General features: G+C 53.7%; 21 protein-coding genes and 1 tRNA gene. 16 read left to right on the plus strand and 6 right to left on the minus strand.

Annotation, left to right across the window (positions count from 1 at the left end; all coding sequences use genetic code 11):
* Positions 1-247: 247 nt before the first annotated feature.
* The 11 genes from PSAB_RS09605 to PSAB_RS09655 all read left to right on the plus strand — a co-directional run bounded on the left by PSAB_RS09605 (position 248) and on the right by PSAB_RS09655 (position 15,613).
* Complete coding sequence (locus tag PSAB_RS09605) at positions 248-2,278, plus strand: methyl-accepting chemotaxis protein (RefSeq protein WP_025334367.1); 2,031 nt, start codon at positions 248-250, stop codon at positions 2,276-2,278.
* 159 nt (positions 2,279-2,437) lie between these two features.
* Positions 2,438-2,525 (plus strand) — tRNA-Leu (locus PSAB_RS09610).
* Positions 2,526-2,679: 154 nt separating this feature from the next.
* The gene (gene rpmG, locus PSAB_RS09615) at positions 2,680-2,829 is read left to right on the plus strand and encodes a 50S ribosomal protein L33 (protein WP_025334368.1); all 150 of its coding nucleotides are present in this window, start codon (positions 2,680-2,682) and stop codon (positions 2,827-2,829) included.
* A gap of 20 nt (positions 2,830-2,849) precedes the next feature.
* Positions 2,850-4,055, plus strand: a complete 1,206-nt coding sequence (locus tag PSAB_RS09620; protein ID WP_025334369.1) for a GTP-binding protein — start codon at positions 2,850-2,852, stop codon at positions 4,053-4,055.
* A 397-nt stretch (positions 4,056-4,452) separates the two neighbouring features.
* A complete protein-coding gene (locus PSAB_RS09625) occupies positions 4,453-5,634 on the plus strand; it encodes a pyridoxal phosphate-dependent aminotransferase (protein ID WP_025334370.1) in 1,182 nt (393 codons plus the stop codon).
* A gap of 24 nt (positions 5,635-5,658) precedes the next feature.
* Positions 5,659-6,528, plus strand: a complete 870-nt coding sequence (locus PSAB_RS09630; RefSeq protein WP_025334371.1) for a MetQ/NlpA family ABC transporter substrate-binding protein — start codon at positions 5,659-5,661, stop codon at positions 6,526-6,528.
* A 57-nt stretch (positions 6,529-6,585) separates the two neighbouring features.
* Positions 6,586-7,620 (plus strand): methionine ABC transporter ATP-binding protein, encoded by a 1,035-nt coding sequence (locus PSAB_RS09635; protein WP_025334372.1) that lies wholly within the window; start codon positions 6,586-6,588, stop codon positions 7,618-7,620.
* Positions 7,613-8,275 (plus strand): methionine ABC transporter permease, encoded by a 663-nt coding sequence (locus PSAB_RS09640; RefSeq protein WP_025334373.1) that lies wholly within the window; start codon positions 7,613-7,615, stop codon positions 8,273-8,275. Before PSAB_RS09635 ends, PSAB_RS09640 begins: the two co-directional genes overlap by 8 nt.
* Positions 8,276-8,286: 11 nt before the next feature.
* Entirely contained in the window at positions 8,287-9,648 is a 1,362-nt protein-coding gene (locus PSAB_RS09645; protein WP_025334374.1) for an FAD-binding oxidoreductase, read from the plus strand.
* A 242-nt stretch (positions 9,649-9,890) separates the two neighbouring features.
* Complete coding sequence (locus PSAB_RS09650; protein WP_038596851.1) at positions 9,891-11,882, plus strand: methyl-accepting chemotaxis protein; 1,992 nt, start codon at positions 9,891-9,893, stop codon at positions 11,880-11,882.
* A 236-nt stretch (positions 11,883-12,118) separates the two neighbouring features.
* A complete protein-coding gene (locus tag PSAB_RS09655) occupies positions 12,119-15,613 on the plus strand; it encodes a PAS domain S-box protein (RefSeq protein WP_025334376.1) in 3,495 nt (1,164 codons plus the stop codon).
* A gap of 87 nt (positions 15,614-15,700) precedes the next feature.
* Here the strand turns inward: PSAB_RS09655 and PSAB_RS09660 are convergent, their stop codons facing one another.
* The 3 genes from PSAB_RS09660 to PSAB_RS09670 are packed head-to-tail and all read right to left on the minus strand — an operon-like array spanning position 15,701 to position 18,795.
* Complete coding sequence (locus PSAB_RS09660; protein WP_025334377.1) at positions 15,701-16,567, minus strand: TIGR03943 family putative permease subunit; 867 nt, start codon at positions 16,565-16,567, stop codon at positions 15,701-15,703.
* A 57-nt stretch (positions 16,568-16,624) separates the two neighbouring features.
* Positions 16,625-17,614 (minus strand): permease, encoded by a 990-nt coding sequence (locus PSAB_RS09665; protein ID WP_025334378.1) that lies wholly within the window; start codon positions 17,612-17,614, stop codon positions 16,625-16,627.
* 20 nt (positions 17,615-17,634) lie between these two features.
* On the minus strand, positions 17,635-18,795 hold the full coding sequence (locus PSAB_RS09670) for a CobW family GTP-binding protein (protein WP_025334379.1): 1,161 nt from the start codon (positions 18,793-18,795) through the stop codon (positions 17,635-17,637).
* Positions 18,796-19,586: 791 nt separating this feature from the next.
* Between PSAB_RS09670 and PSAB_RS09675 the strand changes: the two genes are divergently transcribed.
* Entirely contained in the window at positions 19,587-20,225 is a 639-nt protein-coding gene (locus PSAB_RS09675) for a class I SAM-dependent methyltransferase (protein WP_025334380.1), read from the plus strand.
* Positions 20,226-20,342: 117 nt separating this feature from the next.
* Here PSAB_RS09675 and PSAB_RS09680 read toward each other — a convergent pair whose 3' ends face one another.
* The 3 genes from PSAB_RS09680 to PSAB_RS09690 form a co-directional block, all read right to left on the minus strand.
* On the minus strand, positions 20,343-21,134 hold the full coding sequence (locus PSAB_RS09680) for an MBL fold metallo-hydrolase (RefSeq protein WP_038596856.1): 792 nt from the start codon (positions 21,132-21,134) through the stop codon (positions 20,343-20,345).
* Positions 21,135-21,297: 163 nt separating this feature from the next.
* Positions 21,298-21,486 (minus strand): hypothetical protein, encoded by a 189-nt coding sequence (locus PSAB_RS09685; RefSeq protein WP_025334382.1) that lies wholly within the window; start codon positions 21,484-21,486, stop codon positions 21,298-21,300.
* 84 nt (positions 21,487-21,570) lie between these two features.
* Positions 21,571-22,164: a helix-turn-helix domain-containing protein gene (locus PSAB_RS09690; protein WP_025334383.1), complete on the minus strand. Its 594-nt coding sequence runs from the start codon at positions 22,162-22,164 to the stop codon at positions 21,571-21,573.
* A gap of 172 nt (positions 22,165-22,336) precedes the next feature.
* Between PSAB_RS09690 and PSAB_RS09695 the strand changes: the two genes are divergently transcribed.
* From PSAB_RS09695 to PSAB_RS24555, 4 genes are all read left to right on the plus strand, one after another.
* Positions 22,337-22,624, plus strand: coding sequence for a Dabb family protein (locus tag PSAB_RS09695; RefSeq protein ID WP_025334384.1), 288 nt, complete (start codon positions 22,337-22,339; stop codon positions 22,622-22,624).
* Positions 22,625-22,812: 188 nt separating this feature from the next.
* Positions 22,813-23,277 (plus strand): DUF86 domain-containing protein, encoded by a 465-nt coding sequence (locus tag PSAB_RS09700; protein ID WP_025334385.1) that lies wholly within the window; start codon positions 22,813-22,815, stop codon positions 23,275-23,277.
* A gap of 28 nt (positions 23,278-23,305) precedes the next feature.
* A complete protein-coding gene (locus PSAB_RS09705) occupies positions 23,306-23,941 on the plus strand; it encodes a helix-turn-helix transcriptional regulator (protein ID WP_025334386.1) in 636 nt (211 codons plus the stop codon).
* A 130-nt stretch (positions 23,942-24,071) separates the two neighbouring features.
* A complete protein-coding gene (locus PSAB_RS24555; RefSeq protein WP_025334387.1) occupies positions 24,072-24,473 on the plus strand; it encodes a YtxH domain-containing protein in 402 nt (133 codons plus the stop codon).
* The last annotated feature ends 174 nt before the right edge of the window (positions 24,474-24,647 follow it).

The following is a 24,647-nucleotide window of genomic DNA, read 5'->3' on the forward strand; positions in this document are numbered from 1 at the left end:
TCGAATAAAGCGTTTCATTAAAATTCGCCGAACGAATTCATTTCGTTTCGGCGGATTTTTTGCTGTATATGGGCTTTAGCTTATTTCAGCGTGCCATTTTTGGACGTTTACATTAGAATCCATGAATTTTGACAATATCCCTGTTCATTTTTTAAAATCTTTTTCCGATAAGAATGAATATTACAATTTGTACATCGAGCGTATTTCGACAGAAGTATCGTCCGTGTTGAAAGGGTGTAGACAAATAATGAAGATTCGTTCCAAGCTTTCACTAATGGTTCTTGCAGTTACCCTGCTATCCACCGCTCTGATGGGGTACTTCAGTTATTCGAAGTCGGCCGGCTCGCTGGGGTCCATGTCCGACAATTCGATGCTGGAACTGAACAAGAGCCGCGGTGAAACGATAAATACCATGATTCAGAAAGAGCAAAACAGCGTAGCTGTGTTCGCCGGAGAGGCCGGAGTCACGGAGCTGCTTGCGGGAGTACGGAATGGAGCCCCCGGGGATAGCGCACTTCACGCGGAGGTTAATGCCAGGCTCAAGCAGCTGGTTAAGGACGCGGGAAATCTGGAGCATATGTTCGTCGTCGGCATGGACGGCGTTATTATTGCGGACAGCGATCCTGTGCTGGTCGGCAAAAATATCAGTGATCGGGCTTATGTGAAACAAGTGCTTCAAACCGGCGAGCCGGTAATCAGCGAGACGCTCAAGTCCAAATCGACGGGCGCATTTGTTCTTGCCATCGCGCAGCCGGTGAAGGCGGGTTCCGAGACGGTGGGCCTTGCCGTATCCGCCGTTTATGCGGACAGTCTGACGACTTACCTTGGAGGCGCGAAGGCGGTGAATGGATCGACCAGCTACGCCTACCTGGTTGACGCCCAGGGAACAATGATCTATCATCCGACCAAGGAGAAGATCGGCAAGCCGGTGGAGAACGAAGGCATCAAAGCCATTGTTGCCCGTGTTCAAAAAGGCGAACGGCCAGCCGACGGAACCATTGATTACGATTTTTTGGGCAAAGCCAAAAAAGCGGCCTATACCGTTCTTCCCGGCACCAAATGGACGCTTGTTCTGGCGGGAGACGTGGGAGAGATCATGCAGCCTGTCCGGCAAATGACGGTCTTTATTATCATTCTCGGTCTGATCAGTCTGGCGGTGACCCTGCTCATAGGCGTGTTCGTGTCTCAGAAGATTACCGCTCCGATTATTAAATTGACCGAACTGATCAACAAGACGGCCGAGCTCGATCTGAAATACGACAATCAATATGAATATTTGCAGAAAAATAAAGACGAGACCGGTACCATCGCCAAGGCGATATTCCGGACACGCAAGGTGCTGAGAGAAATGGCGGGCAGCCTCAAGAATATTTCCGGCCAAGTGCTCAGCAATGCGGAAATGCTGGAGCGGGTGGCTGTCGAGGTGAGAGAGAACGCCCATGACAACGGGGCGACGACCGAGGAGCTGTCCGCAGGCATGGAAGAAACCGCCGCTTCCACACAGGAAATGACGGCTGCGATCCAGGAGATCGACAGCAATGTCGGCGCCATCTCCGAGAAGGCGAAGGAAGGCGGCAAAGTGTCGGTTGGCATTACAAGCCGCGCCTTGTCGCTGCGGAAAGATGCAGTGGAATCGGCGGAGCATGCGCAGAATATTTACAATTCGGTCCGCGCCAAAATGGAGCAGGCGATTGAGGAATCAGGTACGATTACTCAAATCAATGATTTGGCGAAGACGATTATGGACATCACGAGCCAGACGAATCTGCTGGCGCTCAATGCGGCGATTGAAGCGGCGCGGGCGGGCGAGGCCGGAAAAGGATTCGCGGTAGTCGCCGGTGAAATCCGCAAGCTTGCCGAGAAATCTTCGGTGACCGCATCGGGTATTCAGGATATCGTCAAAGGGGTGCATCATTCCGTCGGACAGATGAAGGACAGCTCGGAGGATCTGCTCTCTTTCATCGACCGGAATGTGCTGACCGACTATGAGAAGTTGAAAGAGGTTGGCGAGCAGTATAATCAGGATGCAGAGCTGATTAACCATCTGATGAGCGATTTCGAGACCTCGGCCGGACATTTGAGCGAGACGGTCTCGGCGATTACGATTGCGGTCAACGAGGTGGCGGCGACGATTTCCGAAAGTGCGGCTGGCGTGCAGGATATTGCCGAGAAGACCTCCGATATCGTGGAGAAGACGTTTAAAGAAGCCGAGATGGCGGATGAGAACACCCAAAGCGCCAAAGAGCTCCAAGAGCTGGTTGAGAAATTTAAAATTTAGGTTATACTCAAGGAACGTCTCTGCCGGAAGGCAGGGGCGTTTTTGGCTAAAGGACTGCGTTTCGAATCGCGATCAGCTTTGTCAAAAAAAGTGTTGCTTTTCACAAAGAAAAGCTGTATATTCTTAATTACGGTGATTGCAGCCGGAATTACATAACATGCGGTCGTGGCGGAATTGGCAGACGCGCACGGTTCAGGTCCGTGTGGGCTAACCCCCCGTGGAGGTTCGAGTCCTCTCGACCGCACCACCATATTAATGAACAAGCTCTTGAATTTGTCCTTGTGACGATTCAGGAGCTTTTTTGCTATTCGAGATTTGCAATCGGAGCGATTGACATGAAGGAAAAGAGTATGTAGAATTATTAAATCGTAATAATTACGAATAAAAGGAGATGTTCAGAGATGAGAGTTGTTGTTACTTTGGCGTGTACCGAAACGGGAGACCGCAATTACACGACCACCAAAAATAAAAAGACGCACCCCGGACGCATGGAATTGCGCAAATACAGCCCCCGGCTCAAAAAATATACGCTGCATCGTGAAACGCGTTAATTCATGGGAGGAGGCCATACATGTTAGCTGAACAGGTGGACAGGAAGATTCCGATAACGGTTTTAAGCGGTTATTTGGGAGCCGGGAAAACGACTTTACTGAATCATGTATTGCATAACAGGGACGGGCTAAAGGTTGCTGTTATTGTTAATGACATGAGCGAAGTCAATGTGGATGCCAATCTGGTAAAATCGGGGAACGCCCTGTCGAGAACGGAAGAAAAGCTGGTGGAGCTGTCCAATGGCTGCATTTGCTGCACGCTTCGGGATGATTTGCTGCGGGAAGTGCAAAAGCTGGCCGACGAAGGCCGGTTCGATTACATCCTGATTGAGTCATCGGGAATTAGCGAGCCTATTCCGGTAGCGCAAACCTTCACTTATGCAGATCCGGAGTTGGACATCGATTTAACCGCCCTGGCTCGATTGGATACGATGGTTACCGTCGTTGATGCCAACCGTTTCTGGCAAGATTTTGCATCGGGGGAAAGCTTGCTTGACCGCAATCAGGCGGTTGGAGAGACGGACTATAGAGATATTGTAGATCTGTTGATTGATCAGATTGAAACCTGTGATGTTTTATTGCTGAACAAGTGCGACTTGGTGGAAGAGAAAGAATTGGTTAAGCTGGAGGCTGTCCTAAGAAAGCTTCAGCCGACGGCTAAAATCATTCGTACCGTGAACGGGGTTGTGAACCCAAAGGAAATTTTGAACACAGGTTTGTTTGATTTTGAGAAGACAAGCATGTCCTCAGGGTGGATTTCGGAGCTTGCCAAGGAAGAGCATGCTCCGGAAACCGAGGAATACGGAATAGGGTCATTTGTGTATTGCCGCAGAGTTCCGTTTTATCCTGAGCGCCTCAGTAACTTCTTAAACGATTGGCCTGAGGAAGTGATTCGGGCAAAAGGACTGGTATGGATCGCGGCGCGTGGCGATATGGCTGCATCGCTTAGCCAGGCCGGCCCCTCCATCCAGTTTGGTCCCGCAGGATATTGGCTGGCATCTCTGCCGGAGGACCAGCAGCGCGAAGTATTGGAAGGCGAACCGGAAGTGCTGGAACGCTGGGATCATAAGTGGGGCGATCGAATGACCGAGCTTGTCTTCATCGGCATGGATATGAACCGGGAGGATATAGAGAAAGAGCTGGACCGTTGCCTGCTGAGTGAGGAAGAAATGAAGCAGGACTGGAATACATTTTATAATCCGCTGCCTTGGCCGGTTGAAGATTGAGCCGGCCGGGTAAATGCTTTGAACCGGAACCGGTTAAGGTTCCGGCTCTTTGCTCTTCATTCGTTAAACGTTTTTAATGATACTTTTAATAAATTGGTTGGCTCCTGGGGCGCCAAGCTTCCGGCATATGATTTCATATCGAAGACGCTGCTTCAGTAGTTATTGATTGCCATTTTTCAAGATGATGTGTGGGGGTTGTTTTATAAGTCTTCATGGCTGCCAGGACGCCCCCGCCGCATTTGTCGTATTATGGCGCACCACAGCAGAAAAAGCATTGACAAGACCGGGGGAGGCACCCTATACTTTAAAACGTTAATCCGACAAATTTAGTATGTTTAAATCAAATCTGTAAATTTATGCCTTTGGCATAATGTTTATAGGAAAAGGAGATGAGGCAATGCCGGAATTAAGCAATCGGCTGGATGGCTTTACTGAATCGATCATTCGCAAAATGACCCGTATTGCCAGGCAGTACGACGCTGTGAATCTCTCTCAGGGCTTTCCTGATTTCGATCCTCCCCGGGAGCTGACGGAAGAACTGCGGAAAGTGGCGGATGATGGTCCCCATCAATATGAAATTACATGGGGCTCTGAATTGTTCCGGGAGAAGCTGGCGCTCAAGCAGAGCAAGCTGATGGGCATCCCTGTGAACCCTGCGGAAAATATTGTTGTAACCTGCGGCAGCACCGAAGCGATGATGGCGGCGATGATGACGGTGTGCAACCCGGGCGACAAGGTTATCGTATTCTCACCGTTTTATGAAAATTATACGGCGGATGCGATCCTGACCGGCGTCACTCCTGTATATGTGCCGCTGGCCCCGCCGGAATTTATGTTCAACCCCGAGGAACTTCGGCGCGCGTTCGAGCAGGGGGTTAAAGCGATCGTGCTGTGCAATCCGTCCAATCCGACGGGTAAAGTATTCACACGCGAAGAGCTGGAGGAGATTGCCCGGCTTGCGGTCGAATTCGATACTTTCGTGATTACGGATGAAGTGTATGAGCACATCGTGTACGAGCCTTATGTACATACGTACATGGCTTCTCTTCCAGGCATGTTCGAGCGGACGCTGTCCTGTAGCTCGCTGTCCAAGACGTATTCGATCACAGGATGGAGGCTCGGGTATATTATCGGTCCGACCCATGTTATTGAGGTCTGCCGCAAGGTCCATGATTTCCTTACTGTCGGTGCCGCCGCTCCCTTGCAGAAGGCCGCGGTGAAGGGTCTGGAAATGGACGATGCGTATTACGAGGAATTGACCCAGGTTTACGAGCGGAAGCGGACGCTGTTTCTGGACGGTCTGGACCGGCTCGGTCTCAAGTATTACAAGCCCCAAGGGGCGTATTATGTGCTCGTAGATATCAGCGAGTTCGGCGAGCCGGACGATTACAAGTTCTGCGAGTGGCTGGCAAGGGAGATTGGGGTGGCGGCGGTTCCGGGCTCGAGCTTTTTCCGGGAAGACGTCAATCAATACATCCGGTTTCATTTTGCCAAGAAGGAAGAGACACTGGTCGAGGCGCTCAAACGGCTGGAGAAGCTTGAGGCATACCGTGGCGCGGAATTATCAAATACCAAATAATTTGAATGCGAGAGGAACAGACAAATGAACAAGATAAAAAAAGGGTTGGTCTTTACACTGGTTATTTCCCTGATGGGACTTCTGCTCGCCGCTTGCGGCGGCAATGAGAAAGCGGCGGATGAGGGCGCAGCGTCGGAGACGAAGAAGGATATCAAGATTGGCGTGGCTCCTGGCCCTTATGGCGATATGATCACCAAAGCGATTGCTCCGTATATGGAAAAGCAGGGCTACAAAATTGAAGTCGTGCAATTTTCGGACTATGTACAGCCCGATCAGGCACTAGGCAGCGGTGAAATCGATGCCAACCTGATGCAGCACACGGTGTATCTGAACAAATTCGCAGCGGACAACAAGCTGGATATCGGCAAGGTAATCTCCGTTCCGACAGCAGGCATGGGTGTATATTCCAATACAGTGAAGAATTTAAGCGATTTGCCGGATGGCTCCAAGGTAGCAATTGCCGTCGACGCTTCCAATCTGGCTCGCTCGCTGCGTTTCTTGAAGGCGCTTGGCCTGATTGATCTGAAAGCGGACATTGACGCCACGAAAGCCACCGTACATGATGTATCGGATAATCCGCACAAGCTGGAGTTTGTTACCATGGACGCCGCCCAAATCTCGCGCAGCCTGGATAGCGTGGCTATCGGTCTTATCCCCGGAAACTTTGCCATCGCAGCGAAGCTGGATCTCGCGAACGCGATCGCTGTGGAGAAGCTGACGGAGGATTACAAGAACGTCGTTGCAGTCCGGACCGCCGATATCGATGGGCAGCTTGGCAAGGATCTGAAGGCTGCTGTCGAGTCGGAAGAGTTCCATCAAGCGATTGAAGATGCGAACGGGATTTTTAAAGCATTTGACAAACCGGAATGGTATACGGCCAAATACGGCAAATAATCAATCACAGGATACAGCCGGATAGAACGGCGTTGATTGCAGGAAAGGGTGCTCGTGGTGATTGTTCTTGATAAAGTCAACGTGATCTTTAAACAGAAGGGCCGAAAGATGCATGCGGTAAAAGAGGCGTCCATTTCCATAAACAAAGGCGAAATCTTCGGGATTGTCGGCCCGAGCGGAGCCGGAAAGAGCACGCTGGTCCGGGTAATCAATCTCCTGCAGCCTCCCGCTTCAGGCAGGGTTATTGTGGGCGGCCAGGATATTACCCGGTTCAAAGGCACTGCGCTGCGTAAGGTCAGGTTGAAAATAGGAATGATCTTCCAGCACTTCAACTTGATCAGCGGAGCGACGGTGTACGACAATATCGCATTCGCGCTCAAAGCGAATAATTGTCCCGAGCCTAAAATCCGAGAACGGGTACTTGAGCTGCTTACCCAGGTGAATCTGGCGGACAAGGAGCAAGTATATCCGGCCAATTTGAGCGGCGGACAAAAGCAGCGGGTAGCGATCGCCCGCGCGCTCGCGAATGATCCGGAAATTCTGCTGTGCGACGAAGCGACCTCGGCGCTTGATTTGGAGAATACGGAAGAAATCATTCGGATTCTGCGGCGGATCAACCGGGAGAATCCGATTACCATTGTGTTCATTACGCATGAGATGGACGTGGCGCGGAAGCTGTTCGACCGTATTGCCGTAATGGCGGATGGCGAAATCGTGGAGGTCGGAGATACGTACCGGGTATTTACGGAACCGGAGCATCCGATGACCCAATCTTTGGTTTCCCGGGTGCTGAATATCGAAATTCCGGAGCATTTGCAGCTGAAGGATCAGGAGGAAATGCTGAAGATCACCTACACTGGGGAGCGGGCATACGAGCCGCTGATCAGCAAGGTGTCGAAGGAATTTGACGTGCTTGTCGATATTCTCCACGGGAAAATCGAGTATATTCAAGGCAAGCCGCTCGGTATTCTGCTCATCAAGCTGAGCGGGGATGCAGCGGAAATTGCAAAAGCCCGGGACTATATCGCCGGACAGGTGTTCAAAATTGAACGGCTTTCCGCCGCAATCGAAGGGGGAGAGCTGAATGGATAGCACCTGGGATATTTTGCAGTTGGAGCTGCCTTCCGCGATTTGGGAAACGCTGATTATGATTGCCATCTCCATGGCCGCTTCCCTGGTGTTCGGATTGCTGCTTGGTCTTGTTTTGTATTTGTCGGCAAGCCCGCTGTTTTTTCCGAAACGGGGTCTCAACGCAGTGATGGGCGTGCTTGTGAATGTGATCCGCTCCGTCCCGTTCGTCATCTTGCTCGTGCTGCTCATTCCATTAACCAAGGCTATCGCCGGAACCAGCATCGGGCCGGTAGCCGCTTCGGTTCCGCTTGCCTTTGCTTCCGTTGCGTTCTTCGCACGGCTGGTGGAGGCGGCGTTCAGCGAAGTGGACAAAGGGGTGCTGGAGGCGGCCATTGCCACGGGTGCAAGCTTAAGCCTGATTTTGCGGAAGGTGCTGTTTGTGGAGGCGATGCCGGGGCTGATCCGGGCAACCACCGTGACGGTCATCAGTCTGATCGGATATTCCGCGATGGCGGGATTGGTCGGCGGCGGCGGGATCGGCGATCTGGCGATCCAGTACGGATATTATCGCTATGAAACGGGAGTAATGATCGCAACGGTCATCCTTCTGGTTGTTATTGTCCAGGGGGCGCAATTTATCGGCGACTGGTGCGCACGGCTATATACCAGAAAGTAGAGGTGGGTTTCTTGCAGGAGCTGTACAGTATTATTTCCGATCCGCAGCGGATCAAGACCGAAGGAATCGCGGAAAAGTATGTTACGGATAATTTGGGACGCCTGCAGGGAACCTGCGACGCTCTGGTATTTCCGGTAAGCACCGAAGAGGTCAGCGCGATTATGAAATGGGCGTATGCGCACTCCGTTCCCGTAACGCCGCGCGGAGCGGGGACGAATCTCGTCGGCTCCACCGTGCCTGAGCATGGGGGAATCGTGCTTGATCTATCCCGGATGAACCGGATTGTAGAGCTTGACGAAGATACGCTCAACATTACGGTTCAGCCGGGCGTTCTGCTGACCGATTTGCAAGCCTATGTGGAAGATAGGGGATTGTTCTATCCGCCCGATCCGGGGGAGAAGAAGGCCACGATTGGTGGCAATATCAGCACCAATGCGGGCGGAATGCGGGCGGTCAAATACGGCGTGACTCGGGATTATGTGCGGGGGCTTACGGCGGTATTGCCAAATGGCGAGGTGATTCGTACCGGCGGCAAAGTGGTAAAGGACAGCTCGGGGCTGTCGCTCAAGCATCTGCTGATCGGCTCGGAGGGCACACTTGGCATCATCACCGAATGCGTATTGAAGCTTATTCCGAAGCCTGCGTTCGTGACGGGGGCGCTTGTGCCTTTTGACAGCCTAAAGACGGGGATTGATGCTGTGATTCGGCTCATTCACGAGAATGTCGGACCAACCGCGATCGAATTTATGGAACGCAAGGTAGTTGCCTTGGGCGAGCAGTTTATGGGAGTCACCTTTCCATATCCGGAGGCGTCGGCGTATATCCTGCTATCCTTCGACGGCAGCAGCGAGAGTGAGGTCCGCACCAATGCGGAGCGCGCGCGTCAGGCTGTCACTCGGAATGGTGCGCTCGATTTTCTGCTGCTCGAGGACAAAGAGACGCTGGATGAGGTTTGGAAGGTACGCGGGGCGCTGGTCAAGGCGGTAGAAGCGGTATCCGAGCAGGAGCCGGTGGATATCGTTGTGCCGATCGACAAGACGGCGGATTTTATCGCTTACGCCAATGAAGTGGAGCAGGAAAGCGGCGTACAGATGATCAGCTTCGGCCATGCCGGGGATGGCAACGTGCATTTATGCGTGGTTCGCGGGGAGCGGGATGCTGAGGCTTGGAGGAAGGATTTGAAAGCCGTCATGAGCCGCATTTACGGAAAAAGCCATGAGCTTGGCGGCTTGACATCGGGCGAGCATGGAATCGGGCTTAGCAAGAAGCCTTATTTCCAGAAAGCTACGGACCCGGCGGTGATCGCTGCCATGAGGCAGATCAAGAACGCGCTCGATGATCGCAACATTCTTAATGCGGGCAAGATTTTTTAGACAAGGAATAATAAGTTGGAGAAGAAGCACTGACACTTGTTTTCAGAGTGAATGTGCTTCTTTTTTTATTGTGCTGCGCTTGTTTTATTTTGTTTAACCATATTTTAACATTAATGTTTTCTAAAAGTATTGTTTTCAAGATTCATTTTGCCGATATATATCTTAGTGTTTGTTTCAAATCAAACCGAAAATGGGGTTTATTTCCTTTGAGAGAAAGAGAGGATGGGTTTAGCTTGGGAAAAGTGCGAAGTCGGAAGTTCAATTTTCATTCGGTCAAAAGCAGGTTGGTGCTGTCTTTTTTATGCATCTTGCTACTCCCCGGTCTCGCGATCGGCAGTACCGCTTATGTGACCGCCAGAAACAAAGTGGATGAGGAGATAAGGAATTCGGCATCCTCTAACGTGAATCTGCTGAATCAAATGATTGATAAGTACATACGCGAAAAAATGAATGCCATTGATTTTTTGTCCCAGCAGGTGCCGGTTAATAATCTCATTTCGGAATCAGGCGCTGAAAATGCCGAATTAAAAGCGCTGCTTGTCAGCTTCAAGGCGCTGCATCCCGATCTGGAGACGGTATTTGCTTCAAATAATCAGGGGCAGATCCTTAGCGCAACAAAATTGAACCTTCCTAAAGGGTACGATCCGCGGACGCGACCTCAATACATCAAGGCCATGGCGAACAAAGGCAAGGTGATTATTACAGACACTTATAAATCCGCGTCAACGAACAGTACGGTGGTGACGATAGCCAAAGCGACGAGTGACGGACATGGAATCGTCGGCGCCAATTTCAGCCTGACCGAGCTCAGCGAATCGGCAAGAGGAGTGAAGATCGGCAGACAGGGGTATGTCATCATGACTGACAATCAAAAGAAATTTTTGGTTGCTCCGGGAGTGACTGTCGGAGATCCGGTTGATTCGTTAATCGCCGACCCCATGTTTAAATCCGGCTCGGGTCAATTGGAATATGTGAACGCAAGAGACGGAAAGTCCAAAAAATTGGTGTTTGTCACCAATCCCCTGACCGGATGGAAAATAGCCGGAACCTGGTACATCGATGAAGTGAAGGAAGAGGCGGCGCCAATTTTCCGGACGACGCTCATCGTTCTGATCGCTGCCATGGCGGCTGGATTGGCCGCTGTTCTGTTCATTATCCGTTCAATCACTTCTCCGCTGCGGCTGCTCACGAGGGCGTCCGAGAAGCTTGCCGAGGGAGATTTGACTGCCCACGTGCAGGTAGAAAGGAAGGATGAACTGGGCCAGCTTGGAACGGCCTTTAACCGGATGACCGACTCGCTGCGCGGGGTTTTAAGCGATGTGAGCGAGCTGTCCAATCAATTGGCCGCTTCGGCGGAGCAGCTCTCGGTCAGCTCGGAGCAGACTGTCAAGGCTACCGAGCACATTGCCGGAGCGACAGAGAAAATGTCGGATGGAGCCGAGCACCAGGCTGCCACGGTGGAGAAAGGGGCCCGGACCGTCTTTGAAATGACCGCCCGAATCCAGGAAATCGCCTCCGCTGCCCAATCGGTTGCGAGCACATCGAGCAAGACGTCGTCGCTGTCGGCGGAGGGGTCTGTCGCCATCGGAAGCGCCGCCGAGCAGATGAATTCCATCGACCAGTCCGTCGAGCATCTGGCGCGGCTCATCCAAGTTTTGTCCATAACTTCGGAGAAGATCGGTGAAGTGACGGATGCGATCAACAAATTTTCCCGGCAGACAGGGATGCTTTCACTGAATGCTTCCATTGAGGCGGCAAGAGCCGGAGAGCATGGGCGGGGATTTGCGGTGGTTGCCGATGAAGTGAAGAAGCTTTCGGACCGTTCGTCGCGCTCTTCGCAGGAGATTTCCGAACTGGTCGGCAGCATCAGGAATGAAATTGTTAACGTCGAGGCATCGATGGAAGCCTCTACGAATGAGGTCAAGGGCGGCATGCTCACCGTGGAAACGGCCGGCAGCCTGTTCTCGCAGATCGAACGGTTTATCGGCGAGGTTAACGGTCAAATCGGTGAGGTCTCGGCGGCCGCCCTGCGGATTTCCGAGGGAGCGGCGGAGATGAACGAGGCGATTGAAGCCATTGCGGGTGTTGCCCGGTCGAGCGCGGCCGAAACGGAGAGCATATCGGCTGCGGCTCAGCAGCAGCTGGCATCCATGGAAGAAATTTCGTCGTCATCGGGCGACTTATCCCGAATGGCGGCGGAAATGCACGAACTGGTCGAACGATTCAAACTGTAAAATCGGGCAAGCGTGGCCGCTATGCTGGCCTATCTGTTCGCTTTGAACTGAAGCGCTGCGCGGTATGCGGGCCGGCGGGGAACAACTTGTTCCCCGCCGGCTTTTTTAATTAAACTTAAAGTTTAGCTTGCCTGTTCCTTTTTGTGGAAAGCTCTTAGATTATTCTGTCGAAACCCGGTATACTTAAAATAGAATTTTAAATACACCGCCGAGTGCTTGCAGAGGAGGGTTCCTTTGTGTCCGATTTGATATTTGAACAAATCTATCATCGCTCATCGAGCGGAATAGCCGTAGTTTCTTTGCAGGCTGGGGCGAAGATCCGCTGCAATCCGGCTCTCTGCCGCATGTTTGGATACACCGAGGAAGAACTGGCAAGCCTCCGTTATGGCGATCCGATGATGCCTGGCGGAGAGTACACGTCTGATCCCTCTTCCATCCTTGCCTTTTTGCTGTCGATTCCGGGTGAGGAATGCAGCAAAGAAAAGCGGTTCATCCGTAAGGACGGCGGTCTGCTGTGGACGCAGCTTCATTTGTTTATGATCCGGGAACAGCCGGACGGTGAACCTTCTTGCCTGGTTGTCGAAATGACCGATATCACAAATCGCAAGCTGGCCGAAGAGAAGCTGCGGGAAAGCGAGCATTTATATAGACTGATCACTGAGAACAGCCCCGACATGATTTCCTTAAGCAAGCCGGACGGCACGCTGCTCCATATTTCCCCATCCGTAAAGCAGCTTCTCGGTTACTCTGTGGAAGAAGTTATCGGGCAGAAGCGGCCTCTTTTCTACCACCCGGACGACGCGCTGGATGTCACACAGTACGGTGAGTATAACTCGTTCGGCAAGGTCTTCACCCGCAGGGTCCGCCACAAGGACGGCCGTTATTTATGGATTGAGAGCAGCTGTAAGGTGATGCGGGACGAAGAGGGGGACTTGCAGCAGATCATGACCATCGCCCGAGATGTCTCGGAGCGCAAGAAGCATGAGGACATGCTCGCGAAAGCGCAGCATTTGGCCCGCATGGGCTCTTGGGAATGTGAAACGGGTACAGGCCGTTTGACGGTATCAAAAGAGCTGCGGCATATATTTTGGATAGACGATGAGGAAGGAGACTCCCCCCAGCATGGAAGCAGCGATCCAGATTTGTTCCTGTCCCGTATGGAGCCGGGCGATCGCGAAAGGTTCCTTGAAGTGTTGTGCCAGTCGGTAGAGGACGGAATCAGCGGCCAGATGGTTATCCGCATTATGAACGGCGATAGTCTGAAATACATTGACTGTCACTGGGAAGCGGTAAAGGATGAAAACGGCAGAATGCTTTCTGTCAGCGGTATTATGCAGGATGTCACCGAGCACCACCAGATGGAAGAGAAGCTGCGGGTAAGCGAGCGGAACTACCGTCTGATCTCGGAGAATTCACTGGATTTCATATCGCGCAACGCGGTTGACGGATATGCTACTTATCTGTACGCTTCGTCGATCTGTCTGCCGATGTACGGCTATACGCCGGAAGAGATGACAGGGACCCGGGGAATCGATTATATCCATCCGGATGATGTGGACAAGGTGAAGCATTATTTGGAGGAATGCATTGAGGGTAAAGAGAACCTTCCGATTCTGTTCCGCTTTTTATGCAAGGACGGAACCTATATGTGGACCGAGACGACGATCCGCCTTGTGTATTCCGAGGAGAGGCAGGCCTTTGAGATTATTGCGGTATCACGGGACGCCAGGGAACGCAAGCAATATGAAATGAGGCTTGAGGAAAGCCAGAACCGTTACAAATCCTTGTTTGAGTATAATCCTTCCGCAATCAGCGCGATGGATCTGCTAGGACGTACTCTCTCCGTGAATTCCAGCATGGAATATTTAACCGGCTACAGCTACTCCGATCTCCTGATGTCCTTCTTCACGGAAGTCATCGACACGGATGAACTGGAGTATGTGAGCGAACGTTTCCGCCGCGCTGCGGGAGGCATTGCCCAGACCTTCGAGAGCCGGATCGTTCACCGGGACGGGCATATCGTGGAAGCCAGCGTGATTCTGGTCCCCATCCTGGTGGATGGCGTGGTGGTGGGCGTGTTCAGCATAACCAGCGACATCACGGAACATAAGCGCCATCTTCGGCAGATTGAGAAGCTCAGCTACGAGCATGCGCTGATCCTCAATTCGGTGTCCGAGGGGATTTTCGGCATCGACATGGAAGGCAAGACAATGTTCATTAATCCGGCCGCGGCCAATATGCTGGGGTACGGACCGGGTGAATGGGCAGGGCGCAGCCATGAAGGCCCCATTCAGCTGACACGACTGAGCGGAGAATATGCGGGCGAACAGACGAGCCTCATTCAGACCTTGTCGGAAATCGGGATGTACGATGAGCGGGAGGGCGTCTTTTGGCGGCAGGATGGCTCAAGCTTTTTGGCCAAATATCGGATGACTCCGCTGTATGACAATGGCGAAAGAAAAGGAACTGTCGTCGTATTCCGGGACATTACGGAAGAGAAGGAGATCCGGCGCGCCAAAGAATCGGCCGAGCAAGCCGACCGCGCCAAATCGGAGTTTCTGGCGATTATGAGCCATGAACTGCGAACGCCGATGAACGGGATCATCGGGATGACGGATTTGCTCAAGGATACGGAGCTGGATGAGGAACAGCGCGGTTATGCCGAGATCATCAGCCAGAGCGGCGAATCGCTGCTGCATATTCTAAACGAAGTGCTGGATTTCAGCAAAATTGAAGCGGGCATGATGACGCTGGAGCTGAAAGAGGTAGACTTGCGAAACGTGCTTCAGGGCGTGAGGGATCTGTTCTATCCGAAGGTAGCGGATAAGAAGCTGCATTTCAGCTATTCAATCGATCCGGAGCTCCCGGATACGCTGATCACCGATGAGGCGAGGCTTAGACAGATTCTCGTCAATCTGGTTGGCAACGCCGTTAAATTCACGGAACGCGGAAAAATCAGCATTGACGCGAAACTGGGCGCGGCATTGGATTACTCCCGGATCATCGTGCAGTTCACGGTTACGGACACCGGTATCGGCATTCCGGAGGACAGGCAGGGACTGCTCTTCCAATCCTTCACGCAGCTCCATCCGTCCATCAACCGGAAATACGGGGGAACGGGCCTTGGGCTTGCGATCAGCAAAAAGCTTTCCGAGCTGCTCGGCGGCACGATCGGAGTGGACAGCCGGGAAGGGGAGGGATCTTCCTTTTACTTTACGGTGGAAGCCTTGCTACCGGGCGGAGCGCCTGCATCCGGAGCTGAGAAAAGAGAGGATATGAAGGCGGGCAAGCATCTTGCGGCCAACTCGATAGCGGGAGGGCAGTATGGTCCGCTGTCGATCCTGGTCGCCGAAGACCATCCGGTCAACCGGCATTTGCTCGGAACTTATTTGCGGAAACGCGGTTATCAGGCGGATATTGTGGAGGACGGGGAACAGGCCGTCCGCGCCGTCCAGCTCAAGGATTATGATCTTGTCTTTATGGATATCCAGATGCCTGTCATGGACGGCCTTGAGGCCGCGGCTCTTATCAGGGAGAAGCACGGCTCGCGTCCGGCTATCGTTGCGGTAACGGCTTTTGCCAGAAAGGAAGACAGGGAGATGTGCATGAAGGCGGGAATGCAGGATTTCATTTCCAAGCCGATCCACAGCGATGAACTGGACAGAGTGCTGAAGCAGTGGGCGCCGGGGAGCGCCATGACCGGCAAGGCAATCTCGAAAGAGCGCGAATAAAGACAGATAGTCTATAATTGCTGATCAAGGATTTATGCGGCTAAGTTTCCCTGGTACGGCCGTTTCAGATCCTCATCGATCAGGTAGTCATTGAGCAGCCCTCTGCAGCTCGTTCCATGCCTCCACGGAATCGGGGCTGGTATAGACATACGGAGTGGAAGGCTGTTTTAGCGGCGTCACCGATTCGGCGTCAATCTGCAGCGTTTCCTTGCCCTTATAGACCACAATTTGAAGCTTGCCCCGAACCTTGATCCAGGTGTCGGCTGGCAGGCTTTTTTGCTGTCCGGCGTTGACGAGGACGCCGAGCGGTGTCGCATCCGCGGTGCAGCACTGCACCAGAAAGCGGCTCACCGCAAAGCGGCCGCCCAAGTCGTGGTTATCCTCACGGTACAGGAAGCCGCTGACCACAACCTCTCTTCCCTTGAAATCCTGTTTGTATTGATCAAGCGCCCCCAGTGTTTCCGAGAAGATTTGCGGATATACGGGTATGACCGGCTGGGTGTACAGCTTCCTGGCCAAGGCGGCAAATTCCGCCGCGAACGGATCGGAGGTCCGGAACCCTGCAGCATCTCCGTTCCGTTCCGATGCAAAGGTTAGCGCTACTCCCTTGCTGGCTGCGGCAACGCTGCCAAGCGCTCTGTCCGGCAGGGCGAAGCCGAGCAGGAGGGGGAACAGGAAAGCGCCGTATACTGCGGCGCTGCGGGCCTTTGAGCGGGGGAGCTGATGGCCGCAATCGCACCCGGCGCTTTCCCTGCCGAAGATGGCCTGTACGGCCAGACCAAGCGCCATGAAGGCGAGCGGGATCGGACAGAGCCTGACCCAGAACGCCAGACCAGGAGTGACATAATAATGGAGCGCGTCCTGTCGTGCCAGATGTTCGATATAGACGGCGAACGCCAGCAGAACGGCCGCCCGAAACAAGTAGTGGCGCTGGATGCTCGCTGAGTTATTCATGAGCGGTCCTCCTATAATAGCATCGGCAAAGCCGGCCGGATCATGGTCATGGGGCTGTCACAGCCATCCGGACAGCAGGATCGAGCCGGTAAACACAATGGAAGCGATCAGAAAGAACAAATAAAAGGCAAAACGGGTCTTGAATAACGACAGCAGCATCAAGGCATTTTTGAAGTCGAGCATCGGCCCGAGCACCGTAAAGGCAAGCAGCGATCCGGCCGGAAAGGAATGCAGAAAAGCCGCCCCAACGAAGGCATCGGACGTCGAGCAGAGCGACAAAATAAACGCAAAGCCCATCATAAACAAATAGGAGCCAAGCGGTCTGGCGCCGATGGAAGCAAGGCTGCTCTGGACGACAAACGTCTGGATCAGAGAGGTGAGCATGCAGCCGAAGATGAGGAATTTTCCCATCTCAAAAAAATCATCCGCAGCATGCGTGAACACAGCCGCAAATTTCCCTCCCCTTGTGCCGTGTTGATGCTCCGGCCCGCTGCCGCGCGGAATCGAAAGGCGGAGCGGCGATTTTTTGACCGTGACATACAGGATAAGTCCTATAAGGAAAGCCACGGCGAAGGCAAGCCCCATGCGGGCATACGCCAGGCTCGGATGACTGCGAAAGGCCGTCAGCGTGGCGGCGAATACAACCGGATTCAGGATGGGGCCGGACAGGATAAAAGCGACCCCGACATGCAGCGGCATTCCCTTGCGCAGCAGCCGCCTGACAAGCGGAATCATACCGCATTCGCAGATGGGGACGATCACGCCCAGCAGACAGGCGAACAGCAAGGCCGGAAGCACCCGGCGCGGAATCCAGCGGGCAATGGCTTCATCCGGCACGAATACGCCGATCAGCGAGGACAGCAGCGAACCGGCCAGCACAAAAGGCAGGGCCTCCAGCAAAATGCCGATAAACCCCGTTTTGAACGTATACAGATAAGCGCTGTCCAGGAGCTCGCTGTGCTGAGGCAGCCACAGGACGGCGGGAATGATCAGAAAAGCCGCAGGAAGAAGCAGCGGCAGCGCTTTGAGGGGCGAAAAGGCGGTCATGCGGCGGCTTCCTCCTTTGCTCAGCGGAACAGGGCGGACCAACGCTCAGCCAGTCGTTCCTTGTCGATGTTCATGCCGATAAAGACGACATAAGGCGTCCCTGGATAGCGGGAGTTTTCCCAGGTTGTCCGGGCGCCCGCATGCTGAACAAGCTGCACCGGCTCTCCACCCGGAAGCCGTACATGTCCTTTAGCGCGCAGCAGCCTGTCCGCCCATTCCCGGAAAAAGCTTTCCAGAACCGCCTTGGGCAGCGTTTTTCCTTGGGGAAAAGCAAGCGTAACGGCGCCGACCTGGGAGAAGGAACCGGCGTGCTGTGCGGGCACCAGGACCGGTTTGGCCTCGCCATGCTGTGCGGGCACCGGGCCTGGTTCGGTCCCGCCGTGTTGTGCGGGCGCCGGGCCCGGTTTGGCCTCGCCATGCTGTGCAGGCGCCGGACCTGGTTCGGTCCCGCCCTGCTGTGCGGGCACCAGGCCCGTTTTAACCCCGCCGGGGTCCGCCGCCGCTTTCTTAAGCAGGCCCTCCTTGAATTCGGCAGGTGCCCGCTTTGGCAGGGGCTTCGCTCCCCGTGAAACAATCCCCTCAAGCAGCGGGTCCAGCGAAATCCGGCTGAAAATTGTAAATTCGATGCCCGCCGAGGCGTTTTGCTTACGGATCAGCTTTTCGATTTTCCAGAGCGTTTCCTGTTCCACAAGATCGCTTTTGTTCACGATAATGAGATGTGCTGCGGCCAGCTGGCTGCGTAAAGTGCGCACAAGCTGCTTGTCGGCGGACAGCCGGCTGCCGTAGTCCAGCACATGTTCGGCATCCACCAACGTCACCAAAGAATGCAGCGACAGCCTGCTGTCCCAGTAAGGTTCCAAGAGCGACTGCGCAATTTCATCGGGGTTCGCCACTCCGGTAAGCTCTATATAAATAACGTCGGGGCGCCGTTCGATCAGCAGCTCAAGATTGGCTCCGAGCTCTTCCTTGCGGCTGCAGCATACGCAGCCGTCCAGCAGCTTCTCAACCGCCGCGCCGGTCTGCTCCTCCAGAATATAGCCGTCCACATCCTGCATGCCGAGCTCGTTCATCAGAACACCCGGCCGCAGGCCACGAGCATAGTTCTCTTTCAGCAGCGACAGCAGCAGGGTTGTTTTACCACTTCCCAAAAATCCGCTCAAGACAATAACCGGTATTCTCATCCTTCCTTCCGCTCCTTCAATTCCTCGTAAAGATGAATATATTCCCGATTCTATCTATACGTGTCCAGCGCGCTATAAAGACCGATTTTGTTGTAATCCCCTGATGGGAGGGGCGGCGAATTTTCAAAGCGCAGGATTCGTAACACGGCGGGCGAACCGTTTAAATCCCAATATATTGCCGCAAAAGATGAACCTCCTGCTGGATGAACTCAGAAACGGGACCTTTTTTCCTGATTTGAGAGGCCGTGATCTTTTCTGAAAGGGAGGATTTGGAAGCTTGAGGCGCGAAATTGTTGAGCACAGGAACTGCATAGGCATCCACTACCGGGAGCGGGCAAATTATTTTCTTCGTAAGATAAGAGCTGAACAGACTTTACAAGTACGAGGTGATACGCAGTATTAGTAACGGCAGAACCACGAGGAACCAATTGCTCAATGGGGCGCATGTCTGATGGATAACGTTAGATTAGGATGTGGAAGGGACGAAACGGAATTTCTCCACTACATTTTTCAAAAAAGGCGCTTTTTCAGCCCTGGGCGGGAAAATCTCCATCTCAATTCAGGCATTTAAGCCAGCAATTAAGAAAAGCGGCCAATAAGCCGGAATTTTTCCCGTTTATTGCCTGAAATCTCTTTTTTTCATTGAATAAAGAGGAGTTATTCCCGTTCATCCCATGTGTCTAGCGCGAAATCGAGCTAAAGCACCTACGCAGTCCGCGTGTTAAGTTTTGAGCGATGTCTTGATCTAACATCCGGCTGAAAAATCACAAAAAAATCAAACGGGGGACTGTATGCGAATAAACGATCAATATTGGGAACGGCGGTTCGGCAGCGAAGGGATGATCTGGGGAACGGAGCCCAGCCCAACCGCCCTCGAGGCAAGGGAGCTGTTTCTGAAGCATGGGGTCCGGACGGTGTTCGTTCCCGGAGCCGGTTACGGCCGCAATACGAAGGCATTCTCGCGGGACTTCATCGTGGAGGGAGTCGAACTTAGCGAAACCGCCGTGAAACTAGCGGGGGAGTGGGATCCGGACAGCCTCGTCCGCTGCGGCTCTGCACTGGATGCTCCAGAAGAGGGCGAGCTCTTCGACGCGATATACTGCTACGACCTGCTGCATTTGTTTCTTGAACCGGAGCGCCGGAGGCTGGTGGCTTCCTGCTTGAGCCGGCTTCGGCCGGGAGGACTTCTGTACTTCACCAGCTTCTCTGACGAGGACCCGTGCTGCGGGCGAGGTGAGCAGTTGGAAACAGGGACGTACCGGTATAAAGAAGGCAAATATGCGCATTTTTTCAGCGAGGATGACTGGAAGGCCCATTTCTCCGGAACGGAAATTCTGGAAACCGGCGCCTTAAGGGAGACTTTGGACGGTGCGACGGAAGGCTTGCATGATTACATGCTGCGGACGATTGCTGCCCGGAAAAAAGGGTAGAAGGAACCGCCGGAGCCCCTGCGGCCAGCTTTCACACGCAACATGCCACAAAAAGACCGCACGTATCGGACGATCCTCGATATGTCCGCTGCACGGTCTCTGATAGGCCTGTCAATACTAGCTCAAATATTTCCCGTGGTCCGGGACAGCCATTTCTTTGAAATGGTCAGCCAAATCCTCAAGCCTGCCGGTCAGCTCCGCTCCGCTTACAGGCAGGCCGTGGCCGGTCAACGCTATCAGCGGCTTCATGCCGGCGAGCATAGCGACCGACTTCTCAGCAGCCGCCCAGTCGGTTGTAAAATAGGTCGGCGGCCCATGAATTTCCTTGCTCTGCTGAACGACGGAGAGAGCGGATTCCTGCTTAACGGTGATGAAGGCGTCCCCTGCAATAAGCGCCTTGTCGGCGTCACGAAACAGAGAAATATGCCCGTGAGTATGGCCGGGCGTATGCACCCAGCGCCATCCCTGTGCCCCCGGAACACTGCCGTCCTCCGGCAGCGGAGATACCGCGCCGCCCAAATTGACTCCCCGGTGGGGATACAGGGGAGAAACCTCGGCCATCATACCTCCGCCGACGGAAGGGTCGCCCGGAGGATAGTCACCCTCGCCTGTCAGATAAGGGAGCTCCAGCAAATGGGCGAATACAGGGACGCTCCATTCTTCGATAAGTTCGCCAAGCGTGCCGACATGGTCGAAATGGCCGTGGGTCAGAATAATCGCTGCCGGCGGTCGGCCGAACCGTTCCCGTGCCAGCTTGCGGATGGTACCGGCGAACATGCCGAGCCCAGCGTCCACCAGAACCCAGTCACCTCCGGCCTGCCCCAGAAAGGCAACGTTGACGAACAGCGTCCTAAGACCGACGATGCCGGAAGCAACTTCCCACGTATCCGTTAAGCCCGTTTTCAGCATACTGCCTGATTCCAATACGAGCACCTCCTGTGCTTCTCGCTGGATCTATGATCCGTTTACCGCTTATCTTTTACCGGAGAAAGAAACAATAACCCTGCATTTCAAAAACAGAGCCCTAAAAAACAAACAGACCGTCCTTCGTAAAGGAAACGGTCCGAGTGATTTATGTATGATTGTCCTTATATCTCCGGGCGGGTACCGCGGCTCCCAAGAAGATCCCGAAGAATCCGCCGAGCAAAGCGAATTTCAAAGAAACCGGGTTCTGCCAGCAGAATAGTGCGCCGAGACTATGGCCCAGCGCCGTTCCGGCCAAGAGCCCGAGCGACATTCTGAGCGTCCGGGTTGTTCTCACTTCCGATCCACCGCCCCGCTAAAAGTATTGGGTGATGATCTACATTAACCGGGTGGGAACGGAATTTAACAGCGAAAATGCAAATTATTGATGTTTCCTTGAAGGTACGCAGTCGGCGAACAGAATAGCCCGAGGTATCCGGAAAAACGCTTCCGCTTTTTCCTGCAGGGAAGGGGCCGGAAGCAGGCTGTGGTGCATCCATTTGCGGAACGTGCCGGGATGAACGCCGATCCACCGGGCTGCATCGGTGACCGAAAGGTCATGGACCATGCACAGTCCGGTCAGAATGTCGCTGCGATTCGGCTGAGCCGCTCTTCGTTTCATAAAGCGGGAAGAACCCGGCTGGCACAGGATCGGGCTCTGCCGAAGCAGCGCTTCGTTAAATAACACATGCTGCGGGTAACCGAGAAAACGGCAGGCTTTGTCCATATTCGTCTTGGACGGAATGCGGCTTTCATACACCCATGCGCTGACGCTCCGCGAGGATACGGAGAGCTCTTCCGCAAGACGGGAAAGCTTGATATCCCGGGACATCAGCACGGCGAGCAGCACGCGGTTGCGGATCTGGCTTCTTTGGGGACGGCGGAATCTTTTGATCCGGACGCCTTTTCCCAAATACTTGCGGTTGACCAGAGACCACGCCTGTATCATATAAGGCTCTGACTGATTTGTAGGCATACAATCCTCCGATTTTTTAAAAATATACTACAATACTTGTCCGTTTTAAGGCAATGGTTATTCCTTACACTTCACATCCTGGCGCACATTCCTTTCGGAAAACGGGGGGGTATGATATATTTTAATAAACTTGTATGAATCAACTTTAATCCAATCACAGGGAGCGAATGAAATGATAAAGCACATCGTATTTTTTAAGCTGAAGGACGGTTCGGAGGAGAGCGTGGCCAAGACCGTGGCAGTACTGCGCAACATGGAAGGGAAAATCCCGCAGCTGCTCTCGCTCGAGATCGGTCAAGACATCCTGCGCACCGAGCGTTCGTTCGATATCGCCCTGACCGCGACACTGGCCAGTCTGGAAGACCTTGAACAGTACCAGGTGCATCCTGCGCACAAGGAAGTTATCGCTCATATCAACGAGGTCAAGGAGCTCTCATTAGCTGTGGATTACGAGATCTGACCGAAATAGGGATTTATCTGACCAGGGGCACAGCCATCTCATAACGGAAAGCGGTGACTGGTATGCGTGAGCTGGAATACCCGATGGAAGCGTTAACGTATCTTGTTGTGTTTTTTGCGGCCTGCGGGATCATGCTTTTCTGGCTGAAGCGCCGCGGCAAACGCCGTAAATAGAAAGGAGCGCCCCTAATGTACTATGTTAATCGCGGGCAAATTGAGCGCATTTTGCGGCAAATCCCCGATATTGCGGACGGACTGCGAATGGCGGCGTCTTCCTGGGATGGAGGAACCGTCTGGGGAATGGTGCAGGAGCGCTGCCTTCACCTCGCCATTGAAGTCGTCACCGATGCCGGAAGCTGTCTGATCGACGGCTTCATTATGCGCGATGCGGGGAGCTATGAGGATATCGTCACGATCATTTACGAAGAGTCGGTATTTCGCGACCAAGAGATGTATGACCGGCTGATTGAGCTGGTCTCGCTGCGGAAGCCGCTGGTGCAGGAATACTACAACTGGGAACGGGGGCGCCTGCATCCGCTGACAGCCGTGCTCCCGGAGCTGCTGACACGCTTTGCATCCGAGATCCAAGACTATTTGAATCGGGAGCTTGAAATCGCCCGGCCGGTGCGTGAAGCTCCGCCGAAGCCCGTATAGAATCTTTAGCAGAAGGGAGGTCTGAGGGGTGAAGAGAGGGCAGGAGAACGGTTCAACAAGGCGAATCATTATGACGCTCCTAAAAATGAAAGGCCCGCAGACCATCGGAGCGCTTGCCGAGGAGCTCGGCATTACCGAAATGGGGGTAAGGCGCCATGTCCTCCAGCTGGAGAGAGAGGGTCTGGCAAGAAACCGGATTGTGCGCCAGGCCATGGGCCGGCCGATGCATATGTATTCGCTGACGGAAAGAGCAGAGGATTATTTTCCGAAAAATTATCATAATCTTGCGCTGGAGCTTCTGCGCGAACTGGACCACACCAGCGGGACCGAGGCCGTAAACGTCCTGTTTGAGGGACGGCGGCGCAGGCTTCTGGCGCAGTACAGTCCCATGATGGAGCGCAGGGACCTCGAAGAACGAGTGGCGGAGCTGTCCGCCATCCAAAACTCGGGAGGTTATATGGCGGAGTGGGACCGGGAGGATGACGGTTCTTTTGTGCTCCGGGAGTATAACTGCCCTATCCGCCAGGTTGCGGTTCAGTACCGCCGTGCGTGCGAGTGCGAGCAGCATTTGTTTGAGGAGCTGCTGGAAGCGAAGGTCTCGCGGAGCGAGTGCATGGCCGACGGCGGACAGTGCTGCAAATATTCGATCAGACCGAAGGGTTAGTCGTAAAGGAGACGCACTGCTTGTCTTTTTTTATCTTCGTTAAAAAAGTTCTTCACCAGTCACAGGACAAACTCTCTTTGCTTATGATAAAGCAGGATCTAGGCATTCGCCCGTAAAGGAGAGATGTAAGATGAAGAAGAACACGAAAAGCCTGCTCTGGGGAATCGTTGCCGGAGGAGCCGTCGGTTCGGTAACCGCCCTGCTGCTGGCGCCCAAAGCCGGAAAAGAGCTGCGCAAGGATATTTCGGACGGAGCCACAGCTACGATCGATAAAGCCCAGGAGCTTGTCCAGCAGGCTGCGGACAAAGGCGCGGAATGGTACGGCAAAGCCAAGGATTCCGTCGATCTGGTCATTCAGGAAGTGGCGGACTGGAGCAAACAGTTCGTCGGGGAAGATGAGCCTGAAGCGGTGACGGTAAGCTCAATTGCCGATACCGGGGCGACAGCGAAATCCGCAGAAGCGTCTTTCGAAGATGAAGCCGCCGTGTCCTCGGCGGATCTTGCAGGCAATGAGGCCGGGAAGCAGGCATAGCGCAGGGTTCTGGAGCGGCGGGAAAAATCGGGTCCCGGGAGCCGATGGAGCATCGCACCTAATTACGACCGGTTCATACAGCAGGACGGCATGCCCTTGAAAGGCCGCTGCTTCGCTCATAAAGCGAGCAGGCGCCTTTCAAGGGCATTCATTTTTACGGAGACTCCTGCCCTT

This window comes from Paenibacillus sabinae T27, assembly GCF_000612505.1.
Classification (GTDB): Bacteria; Bacillota; Bacilli; order Paenibacillales; family Paenibacillaceae; genus Paenibacillus_AQ; species Paenibacillus_AQ sabinae.